General features: G+C 42.8%; 9 protein-coding genes (1 of these 9 only partly in view). 3 read left to right on the top strand and 6 right to left on the bottom strand.

From position 1 onward, the window contains the following. The first annotated feature begins 17 nt into the window (after positions 1-17). On the top strand, positions 18-1,148 hold the full coding sequence (locus E0E16_RS03575; RefSeq protein WP_130828876.1) for a glycosyltransferase family protein: 1,131 nt from the start codon (positions 18-20) through the stop codon (positions 1,146-1,148). Positions 1,149-1,275: 127 nt separating this feature from the next. Here E0E16_RS03575 and rlmD read toward each other — a convergent pair whose 3' ends face one another. Next, positions 1,276-2,715 (bottom strand): 23S rRNA (uracil(1939)-C(5))-methyltransferase RlmD, encoded by a 1,440-nt coding sequence (gene rlmD / locus E0E16_RS03570; protein ID WP_130828874.1) that lies wholly within the window; start codon positions 2,713-2,715, stop codon positions 1,276-1,278. Between the two features lie 200 nt (positions 2,716-2,915). Between rlmD and ppdK the strand changes: the two genes are divergently transcribed. After that, positions 2,916-5,636 (top strand): pyruvate, phosphate dikinase, encoded by a 2,721-nt coding sequence (gene ppdK / locus E0E16_RS03565; RefSeq protein ID WP_130828872.1) that lies wholly within the window; start codon positions 2,916-2,918, stop codon positions 5,634-5,636. Positions 5,637-5,667: 31 nt separating this feature from the next. Here ppdK and E0E16_RS14730 read toward each other — a convergent pair whose 3' ends face one another. Together E0E16_RS14730 and E0E16_RS03555 are read right to left on the bottom strand one after the other, a co-directional pair. Then, positions 5,668-6,051, bottom strand: a complete 384-nt coding sequence (locus E0E16_RS14730; RefSeq protein ID WP_439650605.1) for a transposase — start codon at positions 6,049-6,051, stop codon at positions 5,668-5,670. Between the two features lie 336 nt (positions 6,052-6,387). Further along, positions 6,388-7,785: an IS5 family transposase gene (locus tag E0E16_RS03555; RefSeq protein ID WP_130828870.1), complete on the bottom strand. Its 1,398-nt coding sequence runs from the start codon at positions 7,783-7,785 to the stop codon at positions 6,388-6,390. 262 nt (positions 7,786-8,047) lie between these two features. Here E0E16_RS03555 and E0E16_RS03550 point away from each other — a divergent pair, with 262 nt between their 5' ends. Next, positions 8,048-8,350, top strand: a complete 303-nt coding sequence (locus E0E16_RS03550; RefSeq protein ID WP_240048082.1) for a hypothetical protein — start codon at positions 8,048-8,050, stop codon at positions 8,348-8,350. 261 nt (positions 8,351-8,611) lie between these two features. On the opposite strand, the gene E0E16_RS03545 is transcribed toward E0E16_RS03550, so the two are convergent. The 3 genes from E0E16_RS03545 to E0E16_RS03530 all read right to left on the bottom strand — a co-directional run. Next, entirely contained in the window at positions 8,612-9,340 is a 729-nt protein-coding gene (locus tag E0E16_RS03545) for a YebC/PmpR family DNA-binding transcriptional regulator (RefSeq protein ID WP_130828868.1), read from the bottom strand. Between the two features lie 12 nt (positions 9,341-9,352). Beyond that, on the bottom strand, positions 9,353-11,821 hold the full coding sequence (pheT, locus tag E0E16_RS03540; RefSeq protein WP_130828866.1) for a phenylalanine--tRNA ligase subunit beta: 2,469 nt from the start codon (positions 11,819-11,821) through the stop codon (positions 9,353-9,355). 299 nt (positions 11,822-12,120) lie between these two features. Then, positions 12,121-12,144, bottom strand: part of the annotated coding region (locus tag E0E16_RS03530) for an IS30 family transposase (protein WP_130829732.1) (this coding region is incomplete at its 5' end). The annotated region continues 666 nt past the right edge of the window; 24 of its 690 annotated nt are in view.

Genomic DNA, 12,144 nt, shown 5'->3' with positions numbered 1-12,144 from the left:
ATCAGAGAAGATTCAAGATGAAAGTATTATTTGTTGTTCAAGGCGAGGGACGTGGTCATTTGACGCAAGCCTTGGCATTAGAAAAGATGTTGAAAGAGAACGGACACACGGTTACAGAAATTCTTGTCGGGAGAAGTGACGTTCGCGAACTACCCCGATTTTTCATCAACCGCGCGGAAGCACCATTCAGCAGCTTTCTTAGTCCGAACTTTCTGCCTTCAAAAGCAAACAAGCGCATTGGGCTAACTCGTTCCATAATATATAATATCGTGAAGTCGCCCCATTATATGGCAAGTATTCATTTTATAAAAGAACACATTGTCAATTCCGATGCCGACTTGGTAATTAATTTCTATGAAATTCTAACAGGAATTACATATTATCTTTACCACCCGCAAGTCCCTGAAGTCTGTATCGGTCATCAATATATGTTCTTACATCCCGAATACAAATTTCCGACTGTACACAATATCAGTCGCCAACTCATGATTGCCTTTACAAAAATAACTTGTCTTGGAGCAAAGAAGAAATTGGCATTGTCGTTTCGGAATATTATCGATGATGACGCACATGATATTGCCATTGTACCACCCATTCTCCGCAGAGAAGCTCTTGACACTCCCCGTCATCATGGCGATTACGTGTTAGGATATATGTTGAACGCGGGCTTTAGCGACTCGGTAATAGAATGGCACAAGAAACATCCCGGCATAGAGCTTCATTTCTTTTGGGACAAGAAAGATGCCGATGAGACAACCCGGTATGACGATACTTTGACTTTTCATCGTATAGATGATAAAAAATTCCTTCATTATCTTGCAAATTGCAAGGCTTACGCAACAACGGGAGGTTTTGAGTCGGTTTGCGAAGCCATATATATGGGAAAACCGGCGATGATGGTACCGGCTCATGTCGAGCAGGAATGTAATGCGCACGAAGCAATGATGCAAGGTGCGGGAATAGTTGCCAGCGAATTCAATCTTGATCAATTGATTCAATTCTGTCGGGAATATGAGGAAGATATAGAATTTCGTATGTGGGAGAACGAGGCTGAAACAAGGATTATATCACGTCTGGAGGCGGTAGTCGAACAGTTTAGACACGAAGCCAACTCTTACCCTGTTGGTACATCTTTTGCAACAAGTTAAAAAAGGATCATTCGGCATTTAGAGTGATGAAGTATGAGTGAAACTTAAAAGTCCACGACACGGTTTTCTTGAAAAGTTTCTCATTAATAATGGGTTTTAAACTTAATGTGAAATGCACATAGCTCATTCATGCGTCCATCTGTTTTCGCTCTTCCAGCAATACGACATTCTCCACGTGGGGCGTATGGGGGAACATATCAACCGGTTGAACCGCCGTAACTTGATAGTCCTCATCCAATAATGCCAAGTCTCTTGCTTGTGTGGCAGGGTTACAGCTGACATATACGATGCGTTTCGGATGAGCTTTCAGTATTACGTTGATTACATCCGTATGCATCCCCGCTCTTGGCGGATCGGTAATAATTACATCCGGGCGACCCTGTTCTTTCACGAAGTCATCAATCAGGATTTCTTTCATGTCCCCGGCATAGAACACGGTGTTTTGAATGTTGTTCATCCTTGAATTTACTCTTGCGTCCTCAATGGCTTCCGGAACATATTCTATTCCTATCACCTTGCGCGCTTTCCTCGCGACAAAGTTCGCTATCGTTCCTGTACCGGTATAAAGGTCATAAACCAATTCTTTTCCGGTTAGTCGCGCGTATTTGGCTGCTACGGAATAGAGGTGATAAGCCTGCTCCGTGTTGGTCTGGTAGAAGCTCTTGGGTCCTACCTTAAACCTAAGTTCGTCCATCTGCTCGATGATGTGGTCATTTCCCTTATACACCAAGATTTCCAAATCGTTAAATGTGTCGTTTCCCTTTTGATTATCCACATAGAGCAGCGACGTTATCTTTGGAAAATTATCGGCTATAAATTGCATGAGTGCTTTAGCCTTTTGCTCATCCCCTTGTTCATCGTAATGGAACTGTACCAATACCATCCATTCCCCTGTGTTTGAGTTTCTTATCATGACGTCTCTTAACAATCCGTGTTGGGCACGAATGTCATATAAGGTCAGCTTGTACTTTGTAGCGTAGTCTCGTATCGCGTTCCTTATCTTATTGCAATAGTCATCCATCAGCCAACATTTCTCTATGGGATAAATCTTGTCGTATGCTCCGGTAATATGAAATCCTATCGCCCCCTGCCTTAATCCGGCATCCTCCGGCAACACTGCTAACTCCTCTTTCGTGTACCAACGCTTGTCAGAGCATCCAAACTCTAACTTGTTTCTGTACTCCTCCGTCTTTGTTGAGCCCAATATAGGCGAGAATTCAGGCAAATCTATTTTGCCTATTCTCGTCAACTGGTCGTGCACTTGTTGTTGCTTTGCCTTTAACTGTTCCTCGTAAGGAAGGTTTTGCCATTTGCATCCGCCACACACGCCAAAATGATCGCATTTGGGAACTACTCGCTTGTCGCTGTATTCAATAAATCGCTCTACCAAAGCTTCACAATATTTATGTCGCTTCTTCACGATTCGTAAATCTACTCTGTCGCCCGGAACGACAAAGGGCACAAATATCACCATGTCGTTTATATGTGCCACACATTTGCCCTCTGCCGCTATAGACTCTATTTCTACATTCTCATATATTGGTAATGGTTTTCTTTTTCTGCTCATGATGTCATAATGTTTTGTGCAAAGTTACTGATTTTCCCCCGCATATTTACTTGTTATTCAATTTAATTTCCGTGTGCGTATATAATTAGTTAAATTGTCATACAACTTAATTATTTCCTTATCATTAATTTGTAATATTATCAATATTTGTTTATCTTTGCAATTCGATTTAACATATACAATATATAAATAAGATAATTATGAGTGAAAAGAGGGTTTATACCTTCGGCAATGGAAAGGCTGAAGGTAGGTCAGGTATGAGAAATCTCCTTGGGGGCAAGGGTGCCAACTTAGCCGAGATGAATTTAATAGGTGTTCCCGTACCTCCCGGTTTTACCATTACAACCGATGTTTGTAACGAGTTTTTTGAGAAAGGTAAAGAAAAGGTTGTGGAGTTACTTACCCGCGAGGTAACCGATAGCGTGCGACATATTGAAACGTTGATGAATGCTAAGTTTGGCGATCCATCCAATCCTTTGTTGGTCAGTGTTCGTTCCGGCGCGCGTGCTTCGATGCCCGGTATGATGGATACTATCCTGAACCTTGGCTTGAATGATGTTGTTGTAGAGGGACTTGCTGTCAAGACCGGCAATGAGCGGTTCGCTTACGACAGCTATCGCCGATTTGTGCAGATGTATGGCGATGTAGTTTTGGGTATGAAACCCATAAATAAGGAAGACATTGATCCGTTTGAAGCCATCATTCAAGATGTGAAATCACGTCGTGGTATCAAGTTGGACAACGATCTTACGGTGGATGAGTTGAAACAACTGGTCATCTTGTTCAAAAAAGCCATCAGGGAACAAACCGGAAAGGAGTTCCCCACCGATCCAATGGAGCAACTTTGGGGAGCTATCTGCGCCGTGTTTGACTCATGGATGAATGAACGCGCCATTCTTTATCGTAAGATGGAAGGCATCCCACAGGAATGGGGCACTGCCGTTTCCGTTATGGCCATGGTCTTCGGGAACATGGGCAACACGTCAGCCACAGGTGTATGCTTCTCGCGTGATGCCGCAAATGGTGAGAATATCTTCAACGGCGAATACCTCATCAACGCACAAGGAGAGGATGTGGTTGCCGGTATTCGCACTCCGCAACAAATCACCAAATCCGGTTCGCTACGCTGGGCTAAGCAGCAGGGCATCGATGAGGAAACGCGAAAGAGCAAGTTCCCTTCCATGGAAGAGTCGATGCCGGAAATTTACGCCGAGCTGAACAGTATACAGGATAAGTTGGAGAAACACTATCATGACATGCAGGATATGGAGTTTACCGTACAGGAAGGTAAACTATGGTTTCTTCAGACTCGTAACGGTAAGCGCACCGGAACGGCGATGGTGAAAATAGCCATGGATCTTCTCGCAGAGGGAGAGATTGATGAAAAAACTGCCTTGTTACGTTGTGAGCCTAATAAATTGGATGAGCTGCTCCACCCCGTGTTTGACAAAGAAGCTCTTGCTCGGGCTCGAGTGCTCACTCGTGGTTTGCCTGCTTCGCCCGGTGCGGCTTGCGGTCAGATTGTCTTCTTCGCAGACGATGCCTCTAAGTGGCATGAGGATGGGCACGATGTTATTATGGTTCGCATTGAGACCTCTCCCGAGGACTTGGCAGGCATGTCGGCTGCTGAAGGCATCCTTACTGCTCGCGGAGGAATGACCTCGCATGCCGCTGTGGTGGCGCGCGGTATGGGGAAGTGCTGCATCAGTGGCGCGGGAGCTATCATGGTGGACTACAAAAAGAGAACCTTGGAGATAGACGGCGTGGTGCTTCATGAGGGAGATTATATCTCTATCAACGGATCCACAGGAGAAGTGTATTTAGGTGAAATAACCACCAAGCCCGCAGAGGTAACCGGCGACTTTGCCAATCTCATGAAACTCTGCGACAAATACACAAAATTAGTGGTTCGAACGAATGCTGATACTCCTCACGATGCTGAAGTAGCAAGCACTTTCGGTGCTGTGGGTATCGGTCTTTGTCGCACAGAACATATGTTCTTTGAGAACGAGAAGATAAAGGCAATGCGAGAGATGATTCTTTCAGATACTCTCAAAGGGAGGGAAAAAGCATTGGAAAAACTTCTTCCTTATCAGAAACAAGACTTCTATGGCATATTGAAATGTATGGACGGTAAACCTGTAAACATTCGTCTGCTTGACCCACCTTTGCATGAATTTATTCCCGGCGACCTTGAAGGTCAGGAAGCAATGGCGAAGGAGATGGGTGTTAGCGTACAATTCATTCAAGCTCGCGTCAATGCTTTGTCAGAAACCAATCCAATGTTGGGTCTTCGCGGCTGCCGATTGGGTAACACATTCCCGGAGATAACCGCCATGCAAACTCGTGCCATCTTGGGTGCGGCGATACAGTTGAAAAAAGAGGGCTATCATCCAATGCCTGAAATTATGGTGCCTCTTGTTGGCATCGTTAATGAGTTAGATGTTCAGGAACGTATTATTCGCAAGACTGCCCATAAGCTCTTCAAGGACGAGGGCGTTGAAATACCTTTTAAGGTGGGAACTATGATAGAAGTCCCGCGAGCAGCCCTCACCGCCGACTTGATTGCCAATAAAGCAGAGTACTTCAGCTTTGGAACAAATGATCTCACGCAGATGACCTTTGGTTATAGTCGTGATGACATAGCGAGCTTCCTACCGAGCTATCTTGAGAAAAAAATCCTTGATGTAGATCCCTTCCGCGTGCTCGACCAAGATGGAGTGGGACAATTGATCGAATTAGCCGTTGCCAAAGGCAGAGCCACACGCAAAGATCTCAAGTGTGGTATCTGTGGGGAACATGGTGGCGAACCGAGCTCCGTTAAATTCTGTCATAAAGTAGGGCTCAACTATGTCAGTTGCTCGCCTTTCCGTGTTCCAATAGCAAGATTGGCAGCTGCACAAGCAAATTTGGAAGAGTAAAGCGCAATAAGTTAACGTGAGTTCGACGAATTCAGAACAGAGCAAGCTGTGTGTCAATGGTCCTTTGTACATTGATACACGGCTTCTTGGGAAACAAACAATAGGCAGCAATAGCACCTAATAAATTGACGATGAAATTGTCAAAGCATCTATGTCCGGAGTGTTCCACTTGTGCAATGTTCTTAAGTTCATCATTTACCGTTTCTATAATGGCTCTTTTTCTGAGTAAAAGTCTGTCTGAAACACTCATCAAAACTCCTTTCATGTTACTTTTCAATTTGGTAAAATGTTTAAAGTAACGATAACCAGAGTCGTGAAAAAGAATCATTATCAGCATGACTTCTGCCTTTGACATTGTGGAATTTCGATGATATTTTCTTTTTCCGGTAGGTCTTAGCACATATTTTGCTGTCATTGCATCAAAAAACTTGCAGAAATCATCTGCCATACAAAATATTTCAGTAACTTTGTCTTCGGTGATCATAGCGATTTTTGTTTGTAATTCTATGTATATCAACACCTTAAAGTTACAACAAATTTCGCTAATCACCAAATTTATATACACTTATAATTCGTCGAACTCACGTTATATTAACAAGAAACAAAGGTAACTAAAAGGGCTGAATTCCATGCGAGGAATCCGGTCCTAATTTTTTATGCTCAAAAAAAGTTTTAGCGGACAGCAATAATATTAAATAGGGGGTATATAAGCCCTTTTGCTCCTTAGATAGTCGTTCCTCAAGAACTCGACTTACAACCAGCAAAAGGTATTGGATAACACCTTTGTTTCGTTAAAGTTGGAATCCACTCCTTGAATACTCCATTTTATCATGCTTCGAATAAGGCACAAAAGAAACCGCATGGCTCTTTTGAAGTTGAATGCAGCCGCAGCGAGCATCACGTTGATGGCATCACCCAAGAGACCCTTGTAGAAGTTCCTCCCCAATCGATGATCTGCCTTGCAGTGCCCTATAACAGGCTCTATTCCTGCTCTCTTGCGGAAGAACCTTTGTTTTTTCTTTTTCGTGTGTGGCGAGTCGCTTGCCTTGGGAACGCCGGGTATCATGATGTTCGTCTCTCCGCACGTTTCCTGCCCGCGATACCCTCTATCCCCCGCGAGTCTTTTGATTTTCCTGCCATAGACCCTGCCGACCTGCTCCATTGCCTTGTCTATCGTGTGACCGTCGTATTCATTGCGGAAAGATAATGCACCAACAATGAGACCATTCCACAGTCTGACAAGGGAGACTTTATTGCCGAACTCGTATTTCTTGTGATCCTTCCCCTTGCTGATGCACAACACGTCCGGCTCATGAAGGGAGTAGATCTTGTGACCGTCCATTCTCTCGCCGTTAACGAACTTCATGCAGACCTCAATACGTTCTTGGTAAGAGTTCTCAGGGGGCAAATTCCGAACCAGTTCGCGCAACAGTCTTCCGGCGATGGTACGCATCCGACGGTCGGCCTTCCTTACCTTGGCTGAACTGTTCTTCCTGCCACGGAAACACTGCACAAGCTTAAGTCTCTTGATTTCCCTGGCATAGCTTTGGCGCACTTTGAGATGCTCTGCATGAGCCACGTCGCGGCAGAAACCGATGATTTTATTCAGGAGTTTCGAATCCGTGGGGAACGTGACGTTCTTCTCCTGCACGGTAGAGTCGATAAAGGCTGTCTGCTCGGTGTCGGACTTGCGTCCACGACCGTCCTTGCCGTCATTTCTGTTTTCATTCTCTTTCCGCTTGTCGTCAAGCATCAGATTTACCCGGATGCTCTCCTTGAGAATCAACTCCATACCCGCTTCGCCAATGCGATGGCGGAACTCCACGAGTTCCGTCGGTACGCAAGGTTTGGCGATGGTGAAGGATTCCATTCCGCAAAAATACTGGTAGTAGGCGTTCTCCGAGAACTGTTCCACGACGCTCTCGTCCGAGACGTTGCGAATATGCTTCAGCACTATAAGACCGACCATCAGGCGGATAGGCTTGGCCCTGCGTCCGTTGTCCTTACAGTACAAGGGGGCAAAGGAACGCTCAAAGGTTTCCCAATTTATCAGATTGGCAAGTTTGTACATTGGATGGGTGGGATTGAGCATGGATGCCAAGTCCCAAAACATTGATACCTGATGGGTGTTGGATGGAGATTTATACATTGTTGATTTGCAAGATTTTACCATGCAAAGATACAAAAACTTGTAGATATATGCAAATAATAGAAAGGTTATTTTATTGATAATCAATAGGTTATTTACTTTTCAAGGAACGACTAGATAGGCTTTATTTTTAGATTTAATGTGGTTATAAGTGAATTTATGAGAGGAAGAGAAGGTTTTGCAGAGGTCTCGTTTTGCCCAAAAAGTACTATCGTTTTTAAAAGAAGCTAATATCATTGTATGAAAAAGGCTATAACTTATATTGAAAAAAGTAGTATCGTTCCTGTCAGTTTTTCTCTTTCATCATTTAAGATACTTCTATGGAGAGAGTGCCAACGCCATCAAGACACAAATCCGGGTAACCCTGACAGCCAATCTCCTTCTGATGGTCATACAGAAGCGTATCAAACGTTCATGGAGCTTCTCGGGATTGGCTGCAATGGTAAGAATCATGCTTATGTATTACGTAAACTGCCATACTTTTCTTGAAGAACCTGAAAAAGATTGGGCAAAAATGGTTCAGGAGGCGAAAGAAACACCTCCCGAACCAAGTCTGTTTGATTAGAGGGGGCTTACTTTTTGAAAAACAAGCCCGAAGTACCAATTAAAAGGACTTCGGGCGGAATATTTATGCTCTTTTGGTTTTAGCGGACAGCAATAATTTACTTTTCAAGGGACGACTACGTAAAGTCTCATGATTTGATGCAACTTTGCATGGGGGCTTGCAAAATCATTCAGAACCCATTGGGGTATGGCACGTTTTAGGATACCATACCCACTATCACATATTTATCAAAGAACTTAAATCTTATCAGTTAGGATTTTTTCATTCTTCCGGCTTCATATTGGTATAAACGTTCTGAACGTCATCAAAATCTTCAAGTCTTTCAACCATTTTATCGATGGTTTCTCGTTCTTCGGTCGTTACCTCTTTCAAGTCGTTGGGAATGCGAGTGAATTCTGCTGACGTGATTTCAAACCCTGAGTCTTCCAAATGCTTCTGAATTTCTCCAAAACTCGTTGGCTCACCGTAAATTGTAATTTCGCCCTCTTCATCGTCAATGTCATATTCGTCATCAACGCCATAATCTATCAAGTCAAGTATAAGCTCATCCATATCAAGCTCCTCCTTCATTTTGAAGCTGAAGACTGCTTTATGGTCAAATAAGAAGGCTAAAGACCCTTGGGTGCCGAGGGTGCCGTTGAACTTGTTGAAGACCGAACGAACATCTCCAACCGTTCTGGTAGTATTATCGGTCAGCGTATCTACAAATATGGCAATACCATGCGGTCCATATCCTTCATAGGGTACTGCTTTGTAATCGCTGGTATCCTTTCCCATTGCGTTCTTAATAGCGCGCTGTATATTATCCTTCGGCATATTTTCACGTTTGCAAGTAGCAATGATTGCGCGCAAGCGTGGGTTCATTTCAGGTTCGGGACCGCCTGCCTTTACGGCAATTTGTATTTCCTTACCTAATTTTGTAAATGTGCGGGCCATGTGACCCCATCTTTTCAACTTAGTTGCTTTACGATATTCAAATGCTCTTCCCATTGGAATGTTGTATTAACGGAGCTCTGCTCCGAGTTTATTTGTTAGATTTTTAATTAATTTCTGCATGATAGCATCAATAGCCTTATCATTTAATGTCTTAGTCTCATCTTGAAGCACAAAATTAACAGCATAGCTCTTCTTCCCTTCCGGTAAATTCTTACCTTCATAAACGTCAAAAAGCTCAACCTTTTTTAGAAGTTTCTTCTCGCTCTGACGAGCTATCTCTTCTATTTGAGCAAATTCTATATGCTTATCCAGCAAGAGTGCCAAATCGCGACTAACACTTGGATATTTGGAGATTTCGGTAAATTCTACCTTGTTTTTACGAATAGTCTTCATCAATCCTGACCAATTCAGTTCCGCGTAATAAACCGGTTGTTCAATTTCTATCTTACATAAAACTTTCTTGCATAAGACACCCATCTCTACAAGTTTCTTTCCGGAACGTGTTTCTAAAGTCAAGCCTTTAGCAAAAATATTATTGGCAGATGTTTTCACAACTAACATATTCCTTGCTACGCCCAATCTCCTAAAAATATTTTCTACATATGCTTTTAGTTCATAAAAAGAAGCATCCTCGTTAGCATGCGTCCATGAGCCTTCCACATGTTTTCCTGTAATCCATAACCCCAACTGGTAGTTCTGATTATAAGCCTTTATAGGGTTGTCCGCACTCCATTTTTCCTTATCGTAGGTATAGACATTACCAAATTCAAAGAATCGCAGATTATTTGATTTTCTGTTTACGTTTCTCCGAATGCTTTCCAAGCCTCCGAAAAGAAGTGTTTGGCGCATCACGCCCAAATCACCGGATAACGGATTCATCACCTTAACGGTATTGGACCATTGATATTCTTTCAAGTCATTGGCTTCATAATAGGACGTTGCCGTTAATGAATTATTCAATATTTCATTAAATCCGGAACCGACAAGCTGCTCACTTATCGCATTTTCTTTATGATAATTCTTATCAGCCTCTTCGGCAATCGTTAGCGAAGACTTTAACGTTGAGGGAATTTCCACATTATTATATCCGTAAATACGTAAAACATCTTCCACGACATCACATGCTCGCCATACATCCACACGGTAGGGAGGCACTTTGATATCAAGTCCTAAAGCGTCTTCGCTTTCTATTTTCATTTCCAAACTTTCAAGGATGCTCTTGATAGTTTCAGCACCAAGTTGCTTACCTATCAGTCGATCGGCATACTCATAGTCCAAACGTACCGAGAATGCATGTATTTTCGTTGGATATTCATCGCGTATCTCCATGCTTATTTTTCCTCCTGCCAATTCCTTACAAAGAATGGCTGCCTGTTTTAACGCGTAAATCACGCCATCGGGGTCGATACCTCTTTCAAAACGAAAACTAGCATCAGTAGACAAACCGTGTCGCCGTGCACTCTTGCGAATCCATGTCGGATGAAAATAAGCACTTTCAAGAACAACATTTTTAGTAGTGTCGTATGTTCCACTACCTTTACCTCCAAACACTCCCGCTATGCACATTGGTTCCTCTGCATTGCAGATGGCAAGGTCATGTGCGCCAAGGATATGCTCTTCACCATCAAGAGTGATAAATTGTTTCCCCTCATTGTTGTCCTTTACGATAATTTGATTTCCGGTAACCATATCAGCATCAAAGCAATGCATGGGCTGACCGTATGCCATCATGACATAATTAGTTATATCAACAATATTATTAATAGGACGAATACCAATAACATTCAACTTATCCTTTAACCATTGTGGACTTTCTTTTACGTTACAGTCTGTAACACTCAAGCAAGCATACCTCTTACAAGCCTCATTGTTTTCAATCTTTACATCAATTTCAAGATTATGGTTATCCACCTTAAACTCATTACAATCGGGTCTATGAAGAGATGTCTTGTAACCATTCTGTTTCAACCACGCGAACAAATCGCGCGCAACGCCATAATGACTAAGCGCATCAGCTCTATTGGCAGTAATATCTATTTCGATGAGCCAGTCGCTTTCCAAGTTATAGTACTCAGCTACCGGAGTTCCAATATTAGCTTCATCAGGTAAAACGATAATGCCGGCATGATTAGTGCCAACACCTATTTCATCTTCAGCACATATCATTCCGAAACTTTCAACCCCTCGTAACCGGCTTTTCTTTATGGTGAAACTTTTATCTCCTTCATAAAGTGTGCAACCCACATCAGCGACAATAACTTTCTGACCGGCTGCAACGTTTGGTGCTCCGCAAACTATTTGCTGTGGTTTTTCCTTACCAAGATCTACCATCGTAATGTGCAGATGATCGGAATTGGGGTGCTTCTCACACGTAAGCACTTTTCCTACGTACAGTCCTTTCAATCCGCCACGAATCGTTTCAACTTCTTCAACTCGCTCAACCTCCAAGCCGGTTGAAGTCAATGCTTCTGCCAACTCTTGCGGTGTGAGTGAAAAATCCACATATTGTTTAAGCCACCTATAAGAAATATTCATATTTAAAAATTATTTTTGTCAGAATTGCTTGATTGCATAAAACAACGTGCAAAGTTACGAAATATTCTCAGGATGCCCAAATCAATGGTCGGTTTTTATGAACTGAGGGGGGGGGTACTCTTTTATTCGCAGAGTCAACCAGCAAGTGCAAAATTATAAAACGTATTTGAAGAATTCACACTTTGGAGTAGAAAAGTTTAATTTTTCTCTCGGTCTTTCGTTCAATTTCTTTTGTATCGACATAATTCTCTTGTCTGTGTAATGTTCAAACGAATCCTTTTTCGGTATATATTGTCTGATTAGTTTATTTGTATTCTCAATAG

The sequence above is a fragment of the Prevotella rectalis genome, from assembly GCF_900607215.1.
GTDB lineage: Bacteria > Bacteroidota > Bacteroidia > Bacteroidales > Bacteroidaceae > Prevotella > Prevotella brunnea.
Note: the sequence above shows the minus strand (reverse complement) of the source record. Positions and strands in the feature narration are given on the sequence as shown.

Excerpts from the sequence above, each read along its gene's own strand:
- E0E16_RS03575 (WP_130828876.1), top strand. The coding sequence starts at position 18 with ATGAAAGTATTATTTGTTGTTCAAGGCGAGGGACGTGGTCATTTGACG.
- rlmD (WP_130828874.1), bottom strand. The coding sequence starts at position 2,715 with ATGAGCAGAAAAAGAAAACCATTACCAATATATGAGAATGTAGAAATA.
- ppdK (WP_130828872.1), top strand. The coding sequence starts at position 2,916 with ATGAGTGAAAAGAGGGTTTATACCTTCGGCAATGGAAAGGCTGAAGGT.
- E0E16_RS14730 (WP_439650605.1), bottom strand. The coding sequence starts at position 6,051 with ATGACAGCAAAATATGTGCTAAGACCTACCGGAAAAAGAAAATATCAT.
- E0E16_RS03555 (WP_130828870.1), bottom strand. The coding sequence starts at position 7,785 with ATGTATAAATCTCCATCCAACACCCATCAGGTATCAATGTTTTGGGAC.
- E0E16_RS03545 (WP_130828868.1), bottom strand. The coding sequence starts at position 9,340 with ATGGGAAGAGCATTTGAATATCGTAAAGCAACTAAGTTGAAAAGATGG.
- pheT (WP_130828866.1), bottom strand. The coding sequence starts at position 11,821 with ATGAATATTTCTTATAGGTGGCTTAAACAATATGTGGATTTTTCACTC.